Raw genomic sequence first — 22,207 nt, 5'->3', positions numbered from 1 at the left:
TGATGCCGGCCGGATGATGGCCCGGCAGATGATCGCGGCTTGGTTCGAGGGGCGGTCGGGCGATCCCCCGGGTCGATGTCCATCGCCGTTGCGGCCGGCCGGGGCGTGCCGGCGCGCGAGCCGGGATCCTCCGTCGCGAGGCTCGCGGCCGCGCGTCCGGCTGCGGACCGTCGGACGGCGAGGCATTGCCCGCAGGCAGCATGCGCATCCCCGGCGGGACGAACCACGTCAACACGGCAGAGGATGCAATGGCCAATTTTCAAGTCAACGGCTCGGGACTCGTCGACCTTCGCGGGACCGATCTGGAACATTATGACGGCATTACCTTCGCGACGTCCGGAGATACCCGGGTCCAGCTCGCCTCCTCGCAATATTACGCCGGCCCGGGGCTGCACACGGATTCGGTCTATGTCGGCAGCGGTTATCAGGACACGCTCGAGATCTTCGTTCAGAGCAGCGCGACCTTCTCCGCCCTGTCCTTCGGCCTGGTGAGCTGGAGCGACAATGATCGCATCATCCTGCACGACACCATCACCGGCAACGAGACCCTCAGCGGCAGCAACGGCAACGACATCATCACGGTGAGTGGCGGCGTCGACACCGTGGACGGCGGCATCGGCAACGATCTCCTGGTGATCGACTGGCATAGCGACACGCTCGGCTTCGTCATGGCCGGCGCCGGTGCGATCAGCAACTTCAGCAATACGCAGGTCAACTTCTCCCGGATCGAGAGCTTCGACGCCACCTTCGGATCCGGCAACGATTCCGTCGTGCTGACCGGCGGTGACGATATCGTCCGTGGCGGCGGCGGCAACGACACGTTGAACACGGCCGCCGGGGCGGCGGTGGTCGACGGCGGCTCCGGCACCGACATCTGGGCGGCGGACCTGTCCGCCTTCGTGACCGGCTTCACCGTCGACCTCGGCCTTGCCGGCACGCAGGCCATCGGCAATCGCAGCTCGCTCACCGGCATCGAGGGCCTCGTCGTCACCGGCAGCAAGGGCGACGACGTGCTGATCACCCGGCACGACGACCCCAATGACGGCATTGCCGACGTGCTCAACGGCTTCGACGGCAACGACACGCTCGGGGTCGGCGGTGGCATCGACACCGTCGACGGCGGTGCCGGCGACGACCTCCTGGTCATCGACTGGGCGAGTGATACCGCCAGCTTCGGCATGGCCGGCGCCAACAGGATCACCGACTTCAGCAACACCCAGGTCACCTTCGCGAATATCGAGCGCTTCGACGTGACGCTGGGCTCGGGCAACGATTCCATCGTGCTGCTCGGCGGCGACGATATCGTCCGCGGCGGCGGCGGCAACGACACGCTGAACACGGGGGCCGGGGCGGCGGTGGTCGACGGCGGCACGGGCACCGACATCTGGGCGGCGGACCTTTCGGCCTTCACCGCCGGCTTCACCGTCGACCTCGGCCTTGCCGGGGCGCAGGACATCGGCAATCGCAGCTCGCTCACCGGCATCGAGGGCCTCGCCATCACCGGCAGCAAGGGCGACGACGTGCTGATCACCCGGCACGACGACCCCAATGACGGCATTGCCGACGTGCTCAACGGCTTCGACGGCAACGACACGCTCGGGGTCGGCGGCGGCATCGACACCGTCGACGGCGGCGCCGGCGACGACCTCCTGGTCATCGACTGGGCGAGTGATACCGCCAGCTTCGGCATGGCCGGCGCCAACAGGATCACCGACTTCAGCAACACCCAGGTCACCTTCACGAATATCGAGCGCTTCGACGTGACGCTGGGCTCGGGCAACGATTCCATCGTGCTGCTCGGCGGCGACGACATCGTCCACGGCGGCGCCGGCAACGACACGCTGAACACGGGGGCCGGAGCGGCGGTGGTCGACGGCGGCACGGGCACCGACATCTGGGCGGCGGACCTCTCGGCCTTCACCGCCGGCTTCACCGTCGACCTCGGCCTTGCCGGGGTGCAGGACATCGGCAATCGCAGCTCGCTTACCGGCATCGAGGGGCTCTCCATCACCGGCAGCAAAGGCGACGACGTGCTGATCACCCGGCACGACGACCCCAATGACGGCATTGCCGACGTGCTCAACGGCTTCGACGGCAACGACACGCTCGGGGTCGGCGGCGGCATCGACACCGTCGACGGCGGCGCCGGCGACGACCTCCTGGTGATCGACTGGACCGGCGACACCGCCAACTTCGCCATGGCCGGCGCCAACACCATCACCGACTTCAGCAACACCCAGGTCAGCTTCACGAATATCGAGCGCTTCGACGTGCGGCTGGGCTCGGGCAATGACAGCATCGTGCTGCTCGGCGGCGACGACATCGTCCGCGGCGGTGGCGGCAACGACACGCTGGATGGCGGCGGCGGCAACGACACGGCGGACTGGAGCGATGCCACCGCCGGCGTGACATGGGTCATGACCGCCAGCGGCGGCGGCACGGCGACCGGCGACGGCACGGACACGCTCAGCAATTTCGAGAACGCCACGGGCGGCGCCGGCAACGACGTGTTCACCGGCAACGCCGCGGCCAACAGGCTGGACGGCGGCGCCGGCGCCGACATCCTCACCGGCGGGGCCGGCGACGACACCTATGTCGTCGACAATGCCGGCGACAAGACGATCGAAGTGGCCGGCGGCGGCAACGACACGGTGCTGAGCTCCGTCGACTGGACGCTGGCCGCGCAGGTCGAGACGCTGCGGCTGACCGGCGCGGCGATCCGCGGCATCGGCAACGGCCTGGACAATGTCATCGTCGGCACCGCGGCGGCCAATGTGCTGAACGGCGGCGCCGGCGCCGATGTGATGACCGGCGGGGCCGGCGACGACACCTATGTCGTCGACAATGCCGGCGACAAGACGATCGAAGTGGCCGGCGGCGGCAACGACACGGTGCTGAGCTCCGTCGACTGGACGCTGGCCGGGCAGGTCGAGACGCTGCGGCTGACCGGCGCGGCGATCCGCGGCATCGGCAACGGCCTGGACAACGTCATCGTCGGCACCGCGGCGGCCAATGTGCTGAACGGCGGCGGCGGCGCCGACGTGATGACCGGCGGGGCCGGCGACGACACCTATGTCGTCGACAATGCCGGCGACCGGACGGTCGAGTTCGCGGGCGGCGGCAACGACACCGTGCAGAGCTCGATCAGTTGGACCCTCGCCGCCCAGATCGAGACCCTCCGGCTCACCGGCACCGCGAAGATCGACGGCACCGGCAACAGCCTGGACAACGCCCTCGTCGGCAATGCTGCGGCAAACGTGCTCGACGGCGGCGCCGGCGCCGACAGGATGACGGGAGGCGGCGGCGACGACATTTATGTCGTCGACAATACCGGGGACATGGTCGTCGAGGCCGTGGGCGGCGGCAACGATACGGTCCGCAGCTCCGTCACCTTTGCCCTCGCGGCCTATGTCGAGAACCTGGTGCTGACCGGCTCGGGCGCCATCGGCGGCACGGGCAATGCCCTCGCCAACACGCTGACCGGCAATGCCGGCGCCAACAGCCTCGACGGCGGCGCCGGCGCCGACCGGATGATCGGCGGCAACGGCAGCGACACCTATGTCGTCGACAATGCCGGCGACGTCGTCGACGAGACCGGGACCCTCGGTTTGGACAGTGTCAGGGCCTCGATCAGCTTCGACCTGGCCGACGGCAGCCATGTGCTCGGCGCGGTCGAGAACCTCGCCCTGACCGGCGCCAAGGCCATCAACGCCGCCGGCAACGCCCTCGCCAATGTCATCACGGGCAATGACGGCAACAACAGCCTCGACGGCAGGGATGGCAATGACCGGCTTGCCGGCGGCCTCGGGGCCGACAAGCTGACCGGCGGCGCCGGGGCGGACAGCTTCGTCTTCGCCTCGGTCGCCGACAGCAACCAGTCCGGCAGCGGACGCGACGTGATCCTGGACTTCCACCACGCGGAGCGCGACCGGATCGTCCTGTCGGGCATCGACGCCGACATCGGCGTTGCCGGGGACCAGGCGTTCACCTTCGTCGGCACCGCCGGCTTCAGCCATCACGCGGGCGAGCTGCGCTACGCGGTGGTGAACGGCAACGCCTTCGTCTATGGCGACGTCGACGGGGACGGGGCGGCCGATGTCTCGGTCCAGCTCAACGGCGTCGCCACGCTGCAGGCCGCCGATTTCGTCCTGTAGGAGCGGCCGGACGAGGTCATGGGCGGATCGCCCGCCCATGACCCTCGTGCCCCCGGGAGACGGGCCGTTCGCGGCCGCGGATGGACGTTGCAACGGCGGGCGGCTCGCCTATGAATGGAGGTGGACCCGCGCAGCATCGGCGGGACGCGAGGAAGAGCGGCATGCAGCGCATGGGCATGGTGATCGGGCTGAGCCCTGAGGCGATCCCCGAGTACAAGCGGCTGCACGCCGCGGTCTGGCCGGAGGTGCTGGCCAAGATCGCCGACTGCAACATCCGGAACTATTCGATCTTCCTGCGCGAGCCGGAGAACCTGCTCTTCGCCAGCTTCGAGTATCACGGCTCGGATTTCGCCGCCGATTCGGCAGAGATGGCCGCCGATCCGAAGACACGGGAATGGTGGTCGGTGTGCGGTCCGATGCAGCGGCCCCTGGAGAGCCGCAAGCCCGGCGAATGGTGGGCGCCGATGGAAGAAGTGTTTCATTGCGACTGAGGGCCCGACCGAAGGTCGGCCGGTTTGAAGGACCGGCCTTGTCCTGATGCTGTCACGAGCATGCAATTGAAGGCAGTGAAAGCACGAGAGAGGCTTTGACTATGTCTGTCCTGACGGTGCGGAATGTTTCCGACGAGGCGCGTCGCGCTTTTTCAGGCGGTGGGGCTTGCCGTGACCAATCCCTGGAACCGCCCGTAGATTCAGCGAATGCCTGACCTGAGGCGTCGCGGGGCGCCGTTCACGGGGCTTTGAACCGGGCTCCATCCGCATTATCCCTGCCGATGCGGCCGGGGGCGATGCCGGGCGGCCGCCTCATCCTGCACGTCGAACCAAGGGACACCCCCGCCATGACCATCGATCTCAAAGGCAAGACCGCCCTCGTCACCGCCGCGGCCCAGGGCATCGGCCGCGCCGCGGCCGAGGCGCTGGCGGCGGCCGGCGCCAGGGTGCACGCGACCGACATCGCCGCCGACAAGCTCGGCGACCTCGCTTCCGTGCCCGGCGTCAGCACGGCGCGGCTCGACGTCCTGTCGAACGAGGCGATCACCGCCTTCGTCGCCGGCATCCCGGACGGCGTCGACATCCTGTTCAACTGCGCCGGCGTGGTGCATGCCGGCACTATCCTGGAGTGCTCGGAGAAGGACTGGGCCTTCGCCTTCGACCTCAACGCCACCGCCATGTTCCACATGATCCGCGCCGTGCTGCCCGGCATGATCGCCAGGGGCGGCGGCTCGATCGTCAACATGTCCTCGGTCGCCTCGAGCGTGAAGGGCGTGCCCAACCGCTTCGCCTACCAGGCTTCCAAGGCGGCCGTGGTCGGCATCACCAAGTCGGTGGCGGCGGACTTCGTCACCCAGGGCGTCCGCTGCAACGCCATCTGCCCCGGCACGGTCGAGAGCCCGTCGCTGCAGGATCGCCTGCGGGCCACGGGCGATTTCGAGGCCGCCCGTACCGCCTTCGTCGCCCGCCAGCCGATGGGCCGGATCGGCCGGCCGGAGGAGATCGCCGACCTCGTCGTCTATCTCGCCGGCGCCACCTTCACCACCGGCCAGATCCATGTGATCGACGGCGGCTGGAGCAACTGAGCGGGCGCGGGCCGAGTCCGCCAGATCGCTCCCTCGCGGCCGTCCGGGGAGCGCGCCTGGCCGCGATGCGCCGGGAGAGGGGCCTCGGGCCAGGCGGCCCGCCGGTACCGGATCGATCGTTCGCCCAAAACAAAAGGCGGGCCGAAAGCCCGCCTCCGTCGGTCGAACCTGCTCGGGGAATCAGCGCTTGAAGCTGATGCCGGCGAAGCGCTGGTTGAACTTGGAGACGCGGCCGCCGCGGTCCAGGAGCTGCTGGGAGCCGCCGGTCCAGGCCGGATGGGTCTTGGGGTCGATGTCGAGCTGCAGCGTGTCGCCGGCCTTGCCGTAGGTCGAGCGGGTGACGAACTCGGTGCCGTCGGTCATGACGATCTTGATGTCGTGATAGTCGGGGTGGATGTTGTCCTTCATGGCCGTCAATCCTGGTTCGAGCCGGGACGAGACCCGGAGGTGCAGCGCGATGCTGTTGGAAAATTCGCGCGGTCGATAGCGCAAAACCGTCCGAGGAGCAAGGCGTAAGAGTCTCGCTCGAAAGCCGGCCGCGCCGGGCTCCAAGGACGGCTCAGGCCCGCATGGCCACCAGCACCGCGCCTCCGGCGATCATGGCGATGCCGAGCCAGTTCTTCACGCTCAGGCTCTCGCCGAGGAAGGCGACGCCGAACACCGCCACCAGCACGACGCTGAGCTTGTCGATCGGCGCGACCTGGGCGGCGTTGCCGAGCTGCAGGGCACGGAAATAGCACAGCCACGAGGCGCCGGTGGCGAGGCCCGACAGCACCAGGAAGCCGTAGGTGCGCCCGGGGATCGAGGCCGGCGCCTGGAACTGGCCGGTGGCGGTGACGATCGCCGCCAGCACCACCAGGATCACGGCGGTGCGGATCAGGGTGGCGAAATCGGAATTGATCTCGGCCACGCCGATCTTGGCGAAGATGGCGGTGAGGGCGGCGAAGGCGGCGGAGAGCAGCGCCCAGACCTGCCAGGGGAGGGAAGACGGATTCGGCATAGGTTCTCCTCGGCCACGTTCGCTTCGGCCGCCACTATGGGAGATGGTGAGGCGCGCCTGGCTTGATCCCTCAGAAGACACTTGTCGGATTGGCGGTATTATAATGACGTCAGCGCCCTTCCGGCCATTTCAGCTCTCGCATCAACCGGGCGAGCGCAGGCTCCGAGTCGGCGCTTGCCGCCGCCGTTGTCCGATAGGCGATGAGCCATTGACCGTCGACATAGCAGAACAAGTCCGCTTCCGACCGCACTTTCTGCGCCAGGCCGGCGAAGGGACGCTCGAAAGAGAAGACTGCCTTTCTGCCAGGCTGCATGTGTGTCGGTGACGGGGAGGCGAGGGCCCCAAGCTCGACGCGCCGGGCGCTGGGGTTGAACTGAACGACGTCGTTCATCATGCTTTCGAAGTGCTGGGCGCATGCCTGATCCTGAGCCGCCACGAGCGCAGCCTTCGACAGGCCGGCGGCTTCGATCGGAGGAGCGGGATAGACGTAGACGGTTACCGTAATCCGATCGGCCTCGGCACCGCTCCTGTATGCGGCGCTGACATCCATCTCGTCCGCGTCGTAGAGCGTGACGCTGATCCGTTGGAACTCTCCCACCGATGTCGGGAAGACGAAGCCCGAGCCCCGATGGACGTAGGGGCCGGGTGGGTTGGTCCACCTCGGCTCGGCCTGGGCCCCCGGCGATGACACGCAGGCTCCGGCGATCAACGCCAGGGCGGCTATAGCAATCGACCTCACAGTGATGGGTTCCCCCAAACGCCACGTTTGCCTGCAACGCTAGCGTCGGCCGCTACGGTGGGCAAGGTCGGCTCGGGCCGGCCTTGCCGCTTGTGCTCAGAGCAGCGTGCCGCGCAGGATCACCAGGGCGACGCTGAAGTAGATCACCAGCCCGGTGACGTCGACCAGGGTGGCGACCAGCGGCGCCGAGGCGCTGGCCGGGTCGAAGCCGACGCGCTTGAGGATGAAAGGCAGCATCGAGCCGGTCAGCGAACCGAAGGTGACGATCGCGGTCAGGGCCGCGCCGATGGTGGCGGCGATCAGGATCCAGTGCTCGCCATAGTCGTAGAAGCCGAGCTTCTGCCAGACGATGACGCGCGCGATGCCGACGGCGCCGAGAATGGCGCCGAGCACCACGCCGGTGGGAAGCTCGCGCAGCGCCACGCGCCACCAGTCCCGCAGCTTCACCTCGTTGAGGGCGAGGGCGCGGATCAGCAGCGACGTCGCCTGCGAGCCGGAATTGCCGCCCGAGGACATGATCAACGGAATGAACAGGGTCAGGACGATCGCCTTTTCCAGCTCGCCCTCGAAATACTGCATGGCGCTGGCGGTCAGCATCTCGCCGAGCAGCAGGACGCACAGCCAGCCGGCCCGCTTCTTGATCATCTGGAAGAAGCCGATCTGGTCGTAGGGCTCGTCGAGCGCCTCCATGCCGCCGAACTTCTGGGCGTCCTCGGTGCCCTCGGCGACGATGGCGTCGATGACGTCGTCGACGGTGACGATGCCGATGAGATGGCGCGCATCGTCGACCACCGGCACGGCCAGCAGGTCGTATTTGGAGATCAGGCGCGCGACCTCCTCCCGGTCGACCAGCGGGCCCACCGTCACCGGCTTGTCGTAGCGGGCCGCCGTGGTCACCGGCGCCTTGGGGTCGGCGGTGATCAGGCGGCGCAGCGCCACCGACTTCAGCAGGGTCCGCGTCTTGGGATCGAGCACGTAGATGGCGTAGATGGTCTCGCGCGTGCGCTCGACCCGGCGGATATGGTCGAGGGTCTGCTCCACCGTCCAGGTGGCGGGCACGCTGACGAACTCGGTGGTCATCAGGCTGCCGGCCGTGGCCTCGGGATAGGACAGCACGCGGTCGAGCGCCGCCCGGGTCTCGGGATCGAGCTGGCGCAGGAGGTCGCCCCGCGGCGGGTCGTTCATGTAGCGGAAGACCTCCGCCACCCGGTCGGCGGACATGCCGGCCATCAGCTTGAGGGCGCGGTCGGTCGGCAGGGCCTCGATCAGGCCGGCGGGATCGTCGAGGCCCGGCTGGTCGAGCACCTCGATCGCCCGCTCGTCGGGCAGGTGGACGAGGACATGCGCCTGCTCGTCGAGCTCATGCTCGTTCAGCAGCTCGACGATGTCGGCCACGTGGTCCAGCGCCAGACAGGCGGCCAGAACATCGTCGGCGGCCACGTTGTTGGCTTCGACGACCGGGGCGGCCGCCTCAACGAGGTCTTCCATGGCTCACTTCCTCTCGATCGGCCGTCGCCGACCGATCGTGGTGAGCCGCGGACGCGGTCAGATCACAATCGCCGGAGACGGCAAGAACAATCGACTAAGACTGTCGCTGGGCATTGATGGGGTTGTTCCGGTGAGGCCCGGCGCAGGACGGACCTGCGCGCGAGCTGTGCACGACTTGCGCCTCCTGCTGCGCTGCGTCAAGGAAAATCGCAGCGTGCGCCGGCGCACGGCGTGGCAAACTGAAGCGGCCGGAAATGGCGGCAAAGATTGCGATCTCCGGCGCGGCGCGGCATTGTCGCGCCGATTTTTGATGAGGACGGCTTGACCACAGGATCCCCCGTTTCGGACGCTGAAACCAGGGCCGCGGGCCGGCGCCGGACCTTCGGTCCGCTGCTGGGGCTGGCGCCCTACGCGCTGCGCTACAAGGGCCGCGTGGTCGCGGCTTTCTTCGCCCTGCTCGCCGCCTCCGGCGCGACGCTGGTGGTGCCGCTGGCGCTCAGACGAATGATCGATTTCGGGTTCAGCGCCGACAATGCCGCCTATATCAACGACTATTTCCTGGCCATGCTCGGCGTGGCGGCCGTGCTCGCCGTGGCCAGCGCCTCGCGCTACTACCTGGTGATGACGCTGGGCGAGCGGGTGGTGGCGGATGTGCGCACCGCCGTGTTCGAGCACCTGACCCGGCTTTCCCCGGCCTTCTTCGACACGGCCCGCACCGGCGAGGTGGTCTCGCGCCTCACCGCCGACACCACTCAGATCAAGGCCGCGTTCGGCTCCTCCGCCTCGGTGGCGCTGCGCAACCTGTTCCTGTTCGCCGGCGCCGTCATCATGATGGTGATCACCAGCCCGCGCCTGTCCGCCCTGGTGCTGGTGGCGATTCCGGTGATCGTGCTGCCGCTGGTGGCCTTCGGCCGCAATGTCCGTCGCCGCTCGCGCCTGGCCCAGGACATGCTCGCCCAGGCCTCGGCCTATGCCTCCGAGATGATCGGCTCCATGCGCACCGTGCAGGCCTTCACCGCCGAGCGGCTGGCCACGGCCAGGTTCTCCGGCGAGGTGGAGAAGGCCTATGACGCGGCGGCGGACTCGACCCGGACGCGCGCGCTGCTGACCTCGATCGCCATCTTCCTGGTCTTCGGCTCGGTGGTGGCCGTGCTGTGGTACGGCGCCCATGACGTGATCGAGGGGCGCCTCACCGCCGGCACGCTCAGCCAGTTCGTGCTCTATGCGGTGTTCGGCGCCGGGGCCTTGTCCGAGCTCAGCCAGGTCTGGGCCGAGATCGGCCAGGCGGCCGGCGCCGCCGAGCGGCTCGGCGAACTCCTGGCCGAGAAGCCGGCGATCGCCGCCCCGGCCCGCCCGACGCCGCTGCCCGAGCCCGGCCGCGGCGCCATCCGCTTCGAGGACGTGTCCTTCGCCTACCCCGCCCAGCCCGACCGCAAGGTGCTGGAGCATCTGACCCTGGCGGTGAAGCCCGGCGAGACGCTCGCCATCGTCGGCCCCTCGGGCGCCGGCAAGAGCACCCTGCTGCAATTGCTGCTGCGCTATTACGACCCGCAGGACGGACGGCTGCTGCTCGACGGCGTCGTCCTGCGCGAGGCCGATCCCGCGGCGCTGCGCCGGCGCCTGGCTCTGGTGCCGCAGGATCCGGTGGTGTTCGGCGCCAGCGCCCGCGACAACATCCGCTTCGGCCGGCCCGACGCCAGCGACGCCGAGGTGGAGGAGGCGGCGCGCCTGGCGGCTGCCGACGGCTTCATCCGCGCCATGCCGCAGGGCTACGACACCCCGATCGGCGAGCGCGGCGTGACGCTGTCGGGCGGACAGCGCCAGCGCATCGCCATTGCCCGCGCCATCCTCAAGGACGCGCCGGTGCTGCTGCTCGACGAGGCGACGTCGGCGCTCGATTCGGAGAGCGAGACCGCGGTGCAGCAGGCCCTCGACCGGCTGATGCACGGCCGCACCACGCTGGTCATCGCCCACCGCCTGTCGACGGTGCTGGCCGCCGACCGGATCGTGGTGATGGACGAGGGCCGCATCGTCGAGGAGGGCACCCATGCGGTGCTGGCGGCCCGGGGCGGGCTCTACGCCCGCCTGGCCGAGTTGCAGTTCGGCATGAAGGACGCGGCCGCCTGAGGCGGCCGCGACGCCGGCGGGCCACGGCGCCGGTGTTCCGGACAAGACCGTCCCGGAACGTCGTCCCGCCCAGTTTCGCCAGGCGGAATCGGGTCGGGCTCGTGGCCGTCGTCCCTGGTGCGACCGCGGGTTCGCCGGCGGACGGCATCAGCGATGCCGGCAGGCCTTTCCGGCGCACTTGGGAGCGTCGGGATGGGCCGCGACCGTGTCGGCGGCCTTCTTCGGCACCCATCGCTGCACGGCGGAGAAGTCCTTCGGGTTGCCGTGCGATGCGAATGCCGGCGCAGAGGCGAGGCTCGCCAAGGCCAGCAAGACTATCAGTCGGAGCGTCATGGAGCACCTGTCCAGATATGCGACCGTCATGCGGTCGGAAAGCTCCATGGCCGGAAGTCGGCGACAGGTGAGTGACAACGCCCGCCCGAAGATTGAGACATTTTGCCGCCCGCATCGGGCATCCGATCGGCGCGACTTCCCGTCGTCATCCTGAGACACTCGTGCCATCCGGCGGCAAGACCCGTCCGAACCTTGTCGTTTGGCCGACGACGGCCCCGTCGTGAGGTCATTCGATTGCCTCGAAGCTGCGGGTCTCCGCTTTGTCCGGCGGCGGTTGGGCGTGAGGAACCGCGTCCGAGCGCGACGCGAACCTGGTGTTCTTAGGCGTTCCGCGAATAAGTGCTCCAGGCGCGACGCCGGCCGGTCCCCTCCCCTTTGCGGGGAGGGGTGAAGGGCTGGGGGTCGTAGACGTAGGGTTCATCCTATCCTGCACGACCCCCACCCTGTATCCCTCCCCACCCATCTCGGGTGTTCCCGAGATGGGCAGACAAGGAAGGCAAGTCGGAAACATCCGACTTGCCGGGGGAGGGAAGACGCGGGCGGCGCGGCAAGTCCGGCATGGAGCCCATCTCGCCCACAGGAGGGCTTCACAAAATGGAGGTGAAGCACTTAGTCCCGGACATCGCCTTAACGGTGCGGAAAGGCTGTTCCCAGAAATCGGCCGGCCTGTGCCCTAATGCGGCCCCGAAACCCTGGTCTACCTCCCGGCGCAGCAAGTCAGCGTGGAGTCTCGGGAGTTGGGCATGGCAATCTTGTGGCTGGGCCGGTTCGGCCTGTTCGCGCGGCGCTTCGTGCCGGCCGTGCTCGCCTTCGCCGTGGTGGCAGCCTGCGTGGCCGCGGCGGCCACGACCTATCTTCGTTATGCCGATGCGCCGGCCCGGCCGCAGGCTGCAGCCGCCGGTGCGCCATTGGTGGACGTGGTCGGCTCGGTACCGACCCGTGCCAGCGCGGCCGAACCGGCCAAACCCGCGCAGTAGGGCCGAGCGGCACCGACGCGGCACCTGCCTGCGCCATCCGGGAAGCGAGCCAGGCTCCTCCGCCGTCCGGCGGCGCGCCCGGGCAGGAGCATGTCGCAGCCCTGCCGCTTCGATAACCTATCGGGTGCCACGACGCGGCGCGTCGGTCATGCCACGCCGGCCGGAGCAAGGCGACCGCCGCACCGTCCCAAAGCAAAGGGGCGGGTCCCTGCGGACCCGCCCCTGGAATTGTCCGTGACCCTCAGGCGGAGGGGGCCGGCTCCAGCCCGCCCGGATCCGCCTTGGGCGGGGTCTTGCGGGACTTGGTGGTGTGGATGGCCGAGCCGCGCGAGGAGGAAGGCGGCTCGTCGCCGGCGTCGCGGTGGGGCGGGTTGCCGCGCAGCAGCTCCCGGATCTCGTCGCCCGACAGCGTCTCGTACTCGAGCAGGGCCTCGGCCAGGGTCTCGAAGTCGTGGCGCTTCTCGGTGAGGATGCGCTGGGCCTCGCGATAGCCTTCCTCGACCAGGCGGCGCACCTCGGCGTCGATCTTCTGGGCGGTCGCCTCCGAGACGTTCTGCTGGCGGCCCATCGACATGCCGAGGAAGACCTCTTCCTGGTTGTCGCCATAGGCGACCATGCCGAGCTCGTTGGAGAAGCCCATGCGCGTGACCATGGCGCGCGCCATCTTGGTGGCCTGGTCGATGTCGCCGACCGCGCCGGAGGTGACGTTCTCGCGGCCGAAGATCATCTCCTCCGCCACGCGGCCGCCCATGGCGACGGCGAGCTGCGAGGTATACTCCTTGTACTTCATGGAGTAGCGGTCGCCTTCGGGCAGGAACTTGACCATGCCGAGCGCGCGGCCGCGCGGGATGATCGTCGCCTTGTGCACCGGCACGCCGGCCGGCACGTTCAGGCCGACGATGGCGTGGCCGGCCTCGTGATAGGCGGTCAGCTTCTTCTCTTCCTCGGACATGGCGAGCGTCTTGCGCTCGGCGCCCATCATGATCTTGTCCTTGGCGTCCTCGAACTCGGCATGGGTGACCATGCGCTTGCCGCGCCGGGCGGCCATCAGGGCCGACTCGTTGACGAGGTTCATCAGGTCCGCGCCGGAGAAGCCGGGCGTGCCGCGGGCGATGATCTTGAGATCGACGTCGGGGGCCAGCGGCACCTTGCGCACATGCACCTTCAGGATCTTCTCGCGGCCGCCGACATCGGGGTTGGGCACCACGACCTGCCTGTCGAAGCGGCCGGGCCGCAGCAGCGCCGGGTCGAGCACGTCGGGACGGTTGGTGGCGGCGATGATGATGATGCCTTCGTTGGCCTCAAAGCCGTCCATCTCGACCAGGAGCTGGTTCAGCGTCTGCTCGCGCTCGTCGTTGCCGCCGCCCAGGCCCGCGCCGCGATGGCGGCCGACCGCGTCGATCTCGTCGATGAAGATGATGCAGGGCGCGTTCTTCTTGGCCTGCTCGAACATGTCGCGCACGCGCGAGGCGCCGACGCCGACGAACATCTCGACGAAGTCCGAGCCGGAGATGGTGAAGAACGGCACGTTGGCTTCGCCGGCGACCGCACGGGCGGTCAGCGTCTTGCCGGTGCCGGGCGGGCCGACCAGCAGCACGCCGCGCGGGATGCGCCCGCCCAGGCGCTGGAACTTCTGCGGATCGCGCAGGAACTCGACGATCTCCTGCAGGTCCTCCTTGGCCTCGTCGATGCCGGCCACGTCCTCGAAGGTGACGCGGCCATGCGCCTCGGTCAGAAGCTTGGCCTTGGACTTGCCGAAGCCCATGGCCTTGCCGCCGGCGCCCTGCATCTGGCGCGACAGGAACACCCAGACGGCGATCAGCGCCAGGAAGGGCAGGAGGTTGATCAGGATCTGCAGGAACCAGGGCGAGCCGTCGCCGGGCGCGCGGGCGCTGATGTCGACGTTCTTGGCCGCCAGGCGCTGCACCAGCGAGGAGTCGTTGGGCAGGTTGGTGGTGAAGGTGGTGTTGTTGGTATAGACGCCGGTCAGCTGCGAGCCGGCGATCTCGACCGATTTCACATTGCCGCGATCGGCCTGGGTCAGAAGCTCGCTATACGAGATCTCGTTCGACGCCGTGCGCTGCCCGGGGTTCTGGAACAGCGTGAACAGCGCCAGCAGCAGCAGGACGATGATCACCCACAGGGCGAAATTGCGGAAATTTGCGTTCATCTCGAACCTTCATGCGGCGGACAACCCGCCGGTGCGGGGAGTTCCACCAACCGTTGGCCCTAATCTAGGCGTCCGTGGTGGAAATGCCAAGGCGGAGCGTCGTCATGGACGGCTTTCCGCCGGATCGACGGGACGGCCGCGGCGTCGCGGCCCCTCCGGCGCGAGCGTCAGGCTCCCGTCGGCGGCGGCGGCGATCAGGGCGCCGCCCAGAGTGCGGCGCAGCGGCCGGCCATGGCTGCTCGCCGCCGCGAGCGCGGCCTCGAGCGCCTCCAGGCGCTCGAGGCGCAGGGGGTAGCCGGGCGCCGGCACGACGCGGTCGACCGCCAGCGCAAGCACGCGCAGGCGCAGCTCCGGCGCGGCGGCGACGAATGCCGGGCCGGCCAGGTGCAGATGCTCGCCGTCGGCGCGCGCCAGCCGGTCGAGCAGCGTCGCGGCAGCCTCGTCCAGCGCCGCCGCGGCCCGCCCCGCCCGGCGGGCGAGGGCGGCGAGACGTGGCGCGGTCAGCCCGGCGCCGGCGGTGAGGGCGAGCAACCGGCGGGCCCGCACGCGCTCGAAGCGCGGATCGGCGTTGGACGGATCCTCGATCCAGGCGACGCCGGCCGCGCGCAGCGTCGCGACCAGCCGCGCCCTGGACAGGTCGAGCAGCGGGCGCAGATGGGCGAGGCCCGAGCGCGTCGTCTGCGGGCGCATCGCCGCCAGCCCGTCGATGCCCGAGCCATGCGCAAGCCGCATCAGCACGGTCTCGGCCTGGTCGTCGAGGGTGTGGGCGGTGGCGATGGCATCGGCGCCGACCTCGCGGGTAAGGCCGGCCAGCAGGGCGTAGCGGGCCTCGCGCGCCCGCTCCTGCAGGCGGGCGGCCGGTCTGGCCGCGTCCCAGCGCAGCATCCGGCAGGGCAGGGCCAGCCGCGCCGCCAAGGCCGCGACCGCGGCGCACTCGCCTGCCGCCTCGGGCCGCAGGCCATGGTCGACCGTGGCGACGGTCAGCGGCGTCGCGCCGCCGGCGGCGGTCCAGCGCGCCGCCAGCAGCAGCAGCGCCGTCGAATCGGCCCCGCCGGACACGGCCAGCACCACGCCGCGGCGGCCCTCGAAGCCGCGCAGCAGCGCCGGCAGCTCGGCCGCGTCGACCGGGGCGGCGGCCGTGCCCATCGGCGGGCCGCGCTCCGCCGCCTCAGCAGCCGTTCTTCTGGGTCTCGCGGGCGACGCCGTTCTTCACCGTGGCGGCGGCGTTCGGATACTTGGAACCGATGGCCTGGAAGGTGGCGCAGGCCGCTTCCTTCTCGCCGAGCGCGGCGAGCGACATGCCGAGCCGGTACATGCTGGAGGGCGCGCGGCGATAGCCCGAATAGGACTTGGTCACCGTCAGGAACTGCTCGGCGGCCTCGCGGTACTGCTTGCGCTGGAACAGGCTCTCGCCCACCCAATGGATAGCGTCCGGCACGCGCTTATCCTTGGGATAGGAGGCGAGGAATCTGCGAAAGGCGGTCTCCGCCGCATCGTAGTTGCCGCTCTCGATCAGGCGGTAGTCGGCGGCGTACTCCTCCTCGGGCGTGCGCGGCGCCGCCGCCTGGGGCGAGACCGGCGGTGCCACCGCCGTGTTGACGGCGACACCCGGCAAGCCGGGCGGGGTCAGCGACGACCTCGGCTGGGCCTGGGCGGGAGCGCCGCCCGGCAGGGCCATGGGCGCGTTCGGGTCGCCCATCGCCTGCGGGTCGTCGGGCGGATATTGCCCGCCATTGTCGAGCATGGGCGGGCCGGGGTCGGCCGGCAGGGTGCCGAGGGTCTGCGGCGGCGGGGCGAGGGTGGCCTGGCGCTGCGCCGGCGGCGGGGCGATATCCGTCCGCTTCTGCGGCTTCGCCGGAGCGGCCTTGCCGCCACCCTCGACCGCCTGGAGGCGGTATTCGGTGTCCTCGCGATAGCGGTTGAAGTCGTCGAGGGTGCGGCGCAGCTGGTTCTGCAGTTCCTGTACCTGTCCGGTCAACTGGCGGTTCTGGCCCTCCAGGCGCTGGACGCGCGCCACGAGGTCACCGATGGTGCCATCCTGGACCTGCACGACATGGTCGTCGCCGACCAGGGCCGGCGGCCGCAGCGCGCCCGGATCGAAGGGACCGGCAAGGGCCGGGGCGGCGGACAGGGCGAAAACGGCTGCTGCGAGACGGAGCGTGAGGCGATTCATCAGGGACCGGCGGCTTGGGCGACAGGGTTGGCCGTCGATAGCACAACCATCGAGTTCGGCGAAATTTTGAAGTTCGCCGTTCGCTCATGCTACCTGCGGGGAATGAGCGAGAATTTCGTTTCCGTTTCGGGCGGCCTGCTGCAGGGCGGCCGCCACACACTGGCGCTGCGGGTCTATTACGAGGACACCGACTTCAGCGGCGTGGTCTACCACGCCAATTATCTGCGCTTCTTCGAGCGGGGCCGCACCGAGTTCGTCCGCGCCATCGGCATCGACCAGAAGGCGCTGTACGAAGAGACCGGCGCCTCCTTCGCCGTGCGCACGATGACGATCGACTATGTCAGGCCGGCTCGGATGGACGACGTCGTGGTGGTGGAGACCCGGGTGGGAGAGGTCAGCGCGTCGTCCCTGCGCCTCGTCCAGACGTTGAGCCGCGGCGAAGAGGTGCTGACCACGGCGCAGGTCCGGGTCGTCTGCATCAAGGCCGGCCGGCCGCAGCGCCTGCCCTCCGCCATGCGCGCGGCGCTCGGAAACGGGGACCAGGCCTGACGCCGCTGGCGGTATAGAAGATGCGGCGCCGCGCCCAGTTTCGGCCGCGCGGGGATTGTGAAGAATCCCAGGCCCCGGGGGGCGGGGACAGTGCATCGGTGCAAGATCCCCCTCTCCGGCAAGTTGTGCCGCGCCCAAAGCCCTGCCGTTCCCGTGTCGGCAGGCGGCGAAGTCCGTTCGACTGTTGCCCGGCAACCTCACTCCCGGCCAAAAATGCGCGAGCCTGCCGGACAGGACTGAGAGAGATCGTCGCGGTCATGGTAAATTTTTCCCTGCACGCTGCTTCGCCGAGTCGGGCCATCCTTTGTTTTTGCGTTGCAGCATATGGACATTTTGCTGAAAAGCCGTTGGATTGTAACCGGTTGTTAACCATAGAAACCGTCACTGGAACCGGAAAGCGCCGCCCTTTGCGGCGCCGGGTTCGTGCCGTACTGCGGTCACATTCGACAGCGATGAAGGAAATCATGGGTTTTCTGTTGTTGCGTTGCACAATCAGACCCGACGATCCCGCATCGTTTCAATCGGCGCGATCCTGGCCCCCGGGTGCCCGGACGAGGACAAGAATGTCATGAACTCAACCCCCGAAATCGCCGCGACGGCCCTGGCGGCGACGAGCGACGTATCGCTTTGGGCCCTGTTCTGGCAGGCCCACTGGGTGGTGAAGCTGGTCATGCTCGGCCTGCTCGGCGCTTCGGTGTGGTGCTGGGCCATCATCTTCGACAAGTCGATCCTCTACACGCGCTCGCGCAGTGCAATGAACCGCTTCGAGCAGACCTTCTGGTCGGGGCAGAGCCTGGAGGAGCTGTATCGCTCGCTGGCGCAGCGCCAGACCAGCGGCATGGCGGCGCTGTTCGTCGCGGCGATGCGCGAGTGGAAGCGCTCGCTCGAGCAGCCCGGCCGATCGTTCCTGGGGCTGCAGGCGCGCATCGAGAAGGTGATGGACGTCACCATCCAGCGCGAGGTCGAGCGGCTGGAGTCGAAACTGCTGGTGCTGGCGACCGTGGGCTCGTCCGGCCCGTTCATCGGCCTGTTCGGCACGGTGTGGGGCATCATGACGGCGTTCCAGTCGATCGCCGCATCGAAGAACACGTCGTTGGCGGCGGTGGCGCCCGGTATTTCCGAGGCGCTGTTCGCGACGGCCATGGGCCTGGTGGCGGCGATCCCCGCGGTCATCGCCTACAACAAGTTCAATGCAGAGGTCGTCAAGCAGCAAGCGCGGCTCGAAGGCTTCGCCGACGAGTTCGCGGCGATCCTGTCGCGTCAGATCGATGAGCGGATGGCGGCCTGAGGAGACTGGAACGATGGGTGCAGGAGTTGCGGGTACGAGTGGCGGGGCCGGCGGCCGGCGCAGGCGCGGGGGGCGCAAGGGGCCGATCGCCGACATCAACATGACGCCGTTCATCGACGTCATGCTGTGTCTCTTGATCATCTTCATGGTGGCGGCGCCGCTGCTCACCGCCGGCGTGCCGCTCGACCTGCCGAAGGCCGAGGCCAACGCCCTGAACCAGGACAAGGATCCGCTCACCGTCTCGGTCGACGGCAAGGGCGACATCTACCTGCAGGAAACCAAGGTTACCCTCGACGAAGTGGTGCCGAAGCTCACCTCGATCGCCCAGCAGGGCTACGAGGAGCGGGTCTTCGTGCGCGGCGACAAGGCCGTGAACTACGGCCAGGTCATGCAGGTCATGGGCAAGATCTCCGGTGCCGGCTTCAAGAAGGTCGCGCTGATCACCGATCCGGAGAGCTGAGGACGCGATGAAGGATTACGGGCTTCCCGTCTCGGCGGCGACGCACGTCCTGGTCCTGGCGGCGGCGCTGTTCGCCATGCCGGGGCCGGCGCCGCTGCCGCCTGCGGTGGAGAGCCTGCCGGTGGAGATCATGACGCCGGAGCAGTTCGACGCCCTGACCAAGGGCGAGAAGACCGCCAAGCCCCAGGAGAAGCCGCAGACCCGCGCCGACAAGGCCGCGGAGCCGACGCCGGTGGAGGAAAGCCGGGTCGAGACCGTCAAGCGCGAGGCCGTCGCCCAGCCGCCCGAGCGCCCGCCGCTGCCCGAGCCGAAGCCGGAGCAGATGGCCAAGCTCGAGCCGACGCCGCCGGTGCCCGAGCCGCCGCGGAAACCCGAGCCGAAGCCGCCGGAGCCGGTCGCCAAGACCGAGCCGCCGAAGCCGGCGCCCAAGGTCGAGCCGCCGAAACCCGAGCCGCCCAAGCCGGTGGCCAAGGCCGAGCCGCCGAAGCCTGAGCCGAAGAAGGTCGAGCCGCCCAAGCCCGAGCCCAAGCCGATCCCGAAGGCGGAGACGCAGAAGCTCGACGAGCTGGCGCTCAAGGCGGCTGAGCCGGACAAGCCGGTCGAGCAGGACAAGAAGCCCGAGCCGCCGAAGCCGGTCGAGAAGCCCGTGGAGAAGCCGGCCGAGAAGCCGAACAAGGTCGCCGAGGCCAAGGCGGCCGAGGCCAAGGCTGCGGAGCAGCTCGCCAAGCTGGCGGAGGCCGCGGCGAACGACCAGAAGGCCGCCGACGCCAAGCCGTCCAAGCCGGACGGTGCGTCGTCCAAGCAGCGGGAGTTCAACGCCGCCGACATCAGCAAGCTGCTGGCCGGCAAGCCCTCGTCCGCGCGGGCCGCCCTGAACAGCAAGGAAGCCCCGGCCCGGGCCGCCACTGCCGACGCGCGGACCTCGACCACCGCGGCCCTCGGCTCGCCGCGCGGCGCCGCGGTCAAGCTGTCGCTGTCGGAGCGCAACGCGCTGGTCGGCTCGATCAGGCAGCAGGTCGCGCCGTGCTGGAGCTCGCCGACCTTCGCCGCCGATCCGTCCAAGCTTTCCGTGCTGATCGAGGTCAATCTCAATCCGGACGGGACCCTGTCGGCCGCGCCGTCGGTCCTCAAATATCCGCAGGCTGGCGGCTCGGGCGCCGCGGTCGCCGGGGCGGCGATCCGCGCCATCCAGCGCTGCGTCACCGACTCCAAGCCGCTCAGGCTTCCGGCCAATCTCTACGAGGGCTGGAAGAACCTCGAGATCAACTTCAATCCGGCCGAGATGGAGGCGGGTGGCTGATGGCCGGAGTCGGAGGCAGTCCGGCAGGAGCGCATGACGCGCCGGCTTTCGTCGGCGCGGCGGCCGCCACATCGGCCTGCCGGACGGGCGAGGCCCCGAAGGTCGGGACGGCCGATCGCGCCAGCCCGGCCGCGGCGATCCGCCGGCATGTCGCGCCTTGCCGGACGCCCGAGGCACCGTCGGGGCGCAGCACCCGGCTTGCCGTCGTCGTCGGCGCGAGGCTGAACCGGGACCGCACGCCGGCGGAGAAGCCTCGAGCCCTCGAATATCCGGTCGGCGCCACGAGCGCCGCCGCGGCCCTGCGCGCCGTGCAGCGCTGCGTCACCCCCGAGCGCCCGCTCAAGCTTCCGCCCGATCTCTCCGAATCCCGGGAAGAGATCGAATTGGAATTCGCCACCTGATGAGCGGCTGATGGCAGCCCGCGACAGCCACCCGAGCCCGAGCCGATGACCACCTTGCTGATCCCCACCCGCCGCACCGTCCTCGCCGGCCTTGCCGCCACCGCCGCCCTCGGCCTCGGCCCACGCGCCCGGGCCCAGGAGAGCGGGCGCCTGCATGTCGACATCACCGGCGGCAGCGTCCAGCCGATCCCGATCGCGGTCACCGACTTCATCGCGGCCGACAAGTCGGGCACGGACATTTCCGGCGTGATCACCAACAATCTGCGGCGCTCCGGCCTGTTCCAGCCGGTGGACCGGAAGGCGTTCATCGAGCAGATCACCAATCCGGACTCGCCGCCGCGCTTCCAGGACTGGCGGGTGATCAATGCCCAGGCCCTGGTCGCCGGCCGGGTGTCGAAGGAGGGCGACGGCCGGCTCAGGGCGCAGTTCCGGCTGTGGGACATCGTCGCCGGCAAGCAGGTCGAGGGGCAGCAATATTTCGGCAATCCCGGCGACTGGCGGCGCATCGCCCACATCATCTCCGACGCCGTCTTCAAGGCGATGACCGGCGAGCAGGGCTGCTTCGACACGCGCATCGTCTATGTCGACGAGACCGGCTCCAAGGAGGCCCGGCGCAAGCGCCTCGCCATCATGGACCAGGACGGCGCCAATGTGCGCTACCTCACCCGCGGCGACGACCTGGTGCTGACGCCGCGCTTCTCGCCCACCAGCCAGGAAGTGACCTACATGTCCTTCGGGCAGGCCGACCCGCGCGTCTACCTGCTCAACCTGGAGACCGGCCAGCGCGAGATGGTCGGCAACTTCCCCGGCATGACCTTCTCGCCGCGCTTCTCGCCGGACGGCCGGCGGGTGATCATGAGCCTGGAGAACAACGGCACGGCCAATATCCAGGTGATGGACCTGCAGTCGCGCGCCGTGCAGCAGCTGACCAGCGATTCCTCCATCGACACCGCGCCGAGCTATTCGCCGGACGGCTCGCAGATCGTGTTCGAGTCCGACCGCGGCGGCAACCAGCAGATCTATGTGATGGGCGCCGACGGCTCGAATCCCCAGCGCATATCCTACGGCGCAGGGCGCTATTCCACCCCGGTGTGGTCGCCGCGCGGCGACCTGATCGCCTTCACCCGGCAGGCCGCCGGCAAGTTCGCCATCGGCGTGATGAAGCCGGACGGCCGCGGCGAGCGCGTCCTCACCGAGGGCTACCACAATGAGGGGCCGACCTGGGCCCCGAACGGCCTCTACCTCATGTTCTTCCGCGACCTCGGCCAGGGGCCGCAGCTATGGCAGGTCTCGATCATGGGCTTCCCCGAGCAGCGGGTGCCGACGCCGGGCTTCGGCTCCGACCCGGCCTGGTCGCCGCTGCTGACGCGGTAGGCGCGCGAGACGTCCCGGCGCCGCCGCGGCGGCGCGTCCGCGGCCCGCCGGAGGTCGCGTTTGCCACTGCAAAGCGTCGCTTTCGCATCGACGGGCGC

Annotated in this window: 20 protein-coding genes; 12 read left to right on the top strand and 8 right to left on the bottom strand. The window is 69.3% G+C overall.

The features are described 5' to 3' along the window. The first annotated feature begins 248 nt into the window (after positions 1-248). The 3 genes from AC27L4_RS25995 to AC27L4_RS25985 all read left to right on the top strand — a co-directional run bounded on the left by AC27L4_RS25995 (position 249) and on the right by AC27L4_RS25985 (position 5,730). Positions 249-4,154: a hypothetical protein gene (locus AC27L4_RS25995; RefSeq protein ID WP_487145434.1), complete on the top strand. Its 3,906-nt coding sequence runs from the start codon at positions 249-251 to the stop codon at positions 4,152-4,154. Between the two features lie 161 nt (positions 4,155-4,315). Continuing rightward, positions 4,316-4,645, top strand: a complete 330-nt coding sequence (locus AC27L4_RS25990; RefSeq protein WP_487145433.1) for an L-rhamnose mutarotase — start codon at positions 4,316-4,318, stop codon at positions 4,643-4,645. Between the two features lie 347 nt (positions 4,646-4,992). Then, positions 4,993-5,730 (top strand): SDR family oxidoreductase, encoded by a 738-nt coding sequence (locus AC27L4_RS25985; RefSeq protein WP_487145432.1) that lies wholly within the window; start codon positions 4,993-4,995, stop codon positions 5,728-5,730. Positions 5,731-5,910: 180 nt separating this feature from the next. Here AC27L4_RS25985 and rpmE read toward each other — a convergent pair whose 3' ends face one another. From rpmE to mgtE, 4 genes are all read right to left on the bottom strand, one after another. After that, positions 5,911-6,138 (bottom strand): 50S ribosomal protein L31, encoded by a 228-nt coding sequence (rpmE, locus tag AC27L4_RS25980; RefSeq protein ID WP_487145431.1) that lies wholly within the window; start codon positions 6,136-6,138, stop codon positions 5,911-5,913. A 151-nt stretch (positions 6,139-6,289) separates the two neighbouring features. Beyond that, the gene (locus AC27L4_RS25975) at positions 6,290-6,730 is read right to left on the bottom strand and encodes an EamA family transporter (protein ID WP_487145430.1); all 441 of its coding nucleotides are present in this window, start codon (positions 6,728-6,730) and stop codon (positions 6,290-6,292) included. Between the two features lie 109 nt (positions 6,731-6,839). Continuing rightward, positions 6,840-7,421 (bottom strand): hypothetical protein, encoded by a 582-nt coding sequence (locus AC27L4_RS25970; protein WP_487145429.1) that lies wholly within the window; start codon positions 7,419-7,421, stop codon positions 6,840-6,842. 144 nt (positions 7,422-7,565) lie between these two features. Further along, on the bottom strand, positions 7,566-8,957 hold the full coding sequence (gene mgtE, locus AC27L4_RS25965) for a magnesium transporter (protein WP_487145428.1): 1,392 nt from the start codon (positions 8,955-8,957) through the stop codon (positions 7,566-7,568). Between mgtE and AC27L4_RS25960 the strand changes: the two genes are divergently transcribed. Together AC27L4_RS25960 and AC27L4_RS25955 are read left to right on the top strand one after the other, a co-directional pair. Further along, on the top strand, positions 8,956-9,282 hold the full coding sequence (locus AC27L4_RS25960; protein WP_487145427.1) for a hypothetical protein: 327 nt from the start codon (positions 8,956-8,958) through the stop codon (positions 9,280-9,282). The genes mgtE and AC27L4_RS25960 overlap by 2 nt on opposite strands. Beyond that, positions 9,279-11,084: an ABC transporter transmembrane domain-containing protein gene (locus AC27L4_RS25955; RefSeq protein WP_487145426.1), complete on the top strand. Its 1,806-nt coding sequence runs from the start codon at positions 9,279-9,281 to the stop codon at positions 11,082-11,084. The genes AC27L4_RS25960 and AC27L4_RS25955 overlap by 4 nt, the downstream gene beginning before the upstream one ends. A gap of 147 nt (positions 11,085-11,231) precedes the next feature. On the opposite strand, the gene AC27L4_RS25950 is transcribed toward AC27L4_RS25955, so the two are convergent. Further along, entirely contained in the window at positions 11,232-11,465 is a 234-nt protein-coding gene (locus AC27L4_RS25950) for a hypothetical protein (RefSeq protein ID WP_487145425.1), read from the bottom strand. Between the two features lie 695 nt (positions 11,466-12,160). On the opposite strand from AC27L4_RS25950, the gene AC27L4_RS25945 reads away from it, so the two are divergent. Continuing rightward, a complete protein-coding gene (locus AC27L4_RS25945; protein WP_487145424.1) occupies positions 12,161-12,394 on the top strand; it encodes a hypothetical protein in 234 nt (77 codons plus the stop codon). 241 nt (positions 12,395-12,635) lie between these two features. On the opposite strand, the gene ftsH is transcribed toward AC27L4_RS25945, so the two are convergent. From ftsH to ybgF, 3 genes are all read right to left on the bottom strand, one after another. Then, positions 12,636-14,564 (bottom strand): ATP-dependent zinc metalloprotease FtsH, encoded by a 1,929-nt coding sequence (ftsH, locus tag AC27L4_RS25940; protein WP_487145423.1) that lies wholly within the window; start codon positions 14,562-14,564, stop codon positions 12,636-12,638. A 102-nt stretch (positions 14,565-14,666) separates the two neighbouring features. Then, positions 14,667-15,710 (bottom strand): tRNA lysidine(34) synthetase TilS, encoded by a 1,044-nt coding sequence (gene tilS / locus AC27L4_RS25935; RefSeq protein WP_487145422.1) that lies wholly within the window; start codon positions 15,708-15,710, stop codon positions 14,667-14,669. Positions 15,711-15,732: 22 nt separating this feature from the next. Next, positions 15,733-16,737 carry a tol-pal system protein YbgF gene (gene ybgF, locus AC27L4_RS25930; protein ID WP_487145420.1) on the bottom strand — a complete coding sequence of 335 codons (1,005 nt, stop codon included), beginning with the start codon at positions 16,735-16,737 and terminating at the stop codon, positions 15,733-15,735. A 102-nt stretch (positions 16,738-16,839) separates the two neighbouring features. On the opposite strand from ybgF, the gene ybgC reads away from it, so the two are divergent. From ybgC to tolB, 6 genes are all read left to right on the top strand, one after another. Continuing rightward, a complete protein-coding gene (gene ybgC, locus AC27L4_RS25925; RefSeq protein WP_487145418.1) occupies positions 16,840-17,286 on the top strand; it encodes a tol-pal system-associated acyl-CoA thioesterase in 447 nt (148 codons plus the stop codon). A 568-nt stretch (positions 17,287-17,854) separates the two neighbouring features. Next, complete coding sequence (tolQ, locus tag AC27L4_RS25920; RefSeq protein ID WP_487145417.1) at positions 17,855-18,574, top strand: protein TolQ; 720 nt, start codon at positions 17,855-17,857, stop codon at positions 18,572-18,574. 13 nt (positions 18,575-18,587) lie between these two features. Then, positions 18,588-19,034, top strand: coding sequence for a protein TolR (gene tolR, locus AC27L4_RS25915; RefSeq protein ID WP_487145416.1), 447 nt, complete (start codon positions 18,588-18,590; stop codon positions 19,032-19,034). Between the two features lie 7 nt (positions 19,035-19,041). Beyond that, positions 19,042-20,334 (top strand): hypothetical protein, encoded by a 1,293-nt coding sequence (locus AC27L4_RS25910; protein WP_487145415.1) that lies wholly within the window; start codon positions 19,042-19,044, stop codon positions 20,332-20,334. Beyond that, positions 20,334-20,735, top strand: a complete 402-nt coding sequence (locus tag AC27L4_RS25905) for a hypothetical protein (protein WP_487145414.1) — start codon at positions 20,334-20,336, stop codon at positions 20,733-20,735. Before AC27L4_RS25910 ends, AC27L4_RS25905 begins: the two co-directional genes overlap by 1 nt. A gap of 45 nt (positions 20,736-20,780) precedes the next feature. Continuing rightward, entirely contained in the window at positions 20,781-22,109 is a 1,329-nt protein-coding gene (tolB, locus tag AC27L4_RS25900) for a Tol-Pal system beta propeller repeat protein TolB (RefSeq protein WP_487145413.1), read from the top strand. The last annotated feature ends 98 nt before the right edge of the window (positions 22,110-22,207 follow it).

Source organism: Labrys sp. Lb11 (assembly GCF_057554225.1).
Note: the sequence above shows the minus strand (reverse complement) of the source record. Positions and strands in the feature narration are given on the sequence as shown.

Excerpts from the sequence above, each read along its gene's own strand:
- ybgF (WP_487145420.1), bottom strand. The coding sequence starts at position 16,737 with ATGAATCGCCTCACGCTCCGTCTCGCAGCAGCCGTTTTCGCCCTGTCC.
- AC27L4_RS25960 (WP_487145427.1), top strand. The coding sequence starts at position 8,956 with ATGGCTCACTTCCTCTCGATCGGCCGTCGCCGACCGATCGTGGTGAGC.
- tolR (WP_487145416.1), top strand. The coding sequence starts at position 18,588 with ATGGGTGCAGGAGTTGCGGGTACGAGTGGCGGGGCCGGCGGCCGGCGC.
- ftsH (WP_487145423.1), bottom strand. The coding sequence starts at position 14,564 with ATGAACGCAAATTTCCGCAATTTCGCCCTGTGGGTGATCATCGTCCTG.
- AC27L4_RS25995 (WP_487145434.1), top strand. The coding sequence starts at position 249 with ATGGCCAATTTTCAAGTCAACGGCTCGGGACTCGTCGACCTTCGCGGG.
- tilS (WP_487145422.1), bottom strand. The coding sequence starts at position 15,710 with ATGGGCACGGCCGCCGCCCCGGTCGACGCGGCCGAGCTGCCGGCGCTG.
- AC27L4_RS25975 (WP_487145430.1), bottom strand. The coding sequence starts at position 6,730 with ATGCCGAATCCGTCTTCCCTCCCCTGGCAGGTCTGGGCGCTGCTCTCC.
- tolQ (WP_487145417.1), top strand. The coding sequence starts at position 17,855 with ATGAACTCAACCCCCGAAATCGCCGCGACGGCCCTGGCGGCGACGAGC.
- AC27L4_RS25950 (WP_487145425.1), bottom strand. The coding sequence starts at position 11,465 with ATGGAGCTTTCCGACCGCATGACGGTCGCATATCTGGACAGGTGCTCC.
- ybgC (WP_487145418.1), top strand. The coding sequence starts at position 16,840 with ATGAGCGAGAATTTCGTTTCCGTTTCGGGCGGCCTGCTGCAGGGCGGC.
- tolB (WP_487145413.1), top strand. The coding sequence starts at position 20,781 with ATGACCACCTTGCTGATCCCCACCCGCCGCACCGTCCTCGCCGGCCTT.
- AC27L4_RS25945 (WP_487145424.1), top strand. The coding sequence starts at position 12,161 with ATGGCAATCTTGTGGCTGGGCCGGTTCGGCCTGTTCGCGCGGCGCTTC.
- mgtE (WP_487145428.1), bottom strand. The coding sequence starts at position 8,957 with ATGGAAGACCTCGTTGAGGCGGCCGCCCCGGTCGTCGAAGCCAACAAC.
- AC27L4_RS25985 (WP_487145432.1), top strand. The coding sequence starts at position 4,993 with ATGACCATCGATCTCAAAGGCAAGACCGCCCTCGTCACCGCCGCGGCC.
- AC27L4_RS25910 (WP_487145415.1), top strand. The coding sequence starts at position 19,042 with ATGAAGGATTACGGGCTTCCCGTCTCGGCGGCGACGCACGTCCTGGTC.
- AC27L4_RS25990 (WP_487145433.1), top strand. The coding sequence starts at position 4,316 with ATGCAGCGCATGGGCATGGTGATCGGGCTGAGCCCTGAGGCGATCCCC.
- rpmE (WP_487145431.1), bottom strand. The coding sequence starts at position 6,138 with ATGAAGGACAACATCCACCCCGACTATCACGACATCAAGATCGTCATG.
- AC27L4_RS25905 (WP_487145414.1), top strand. The coding sequence starts at position 20,334 with ATGGCCGGAGTCGGAGGCAGTCCGGCAGGAGCGCATGACGCGCCGGCT.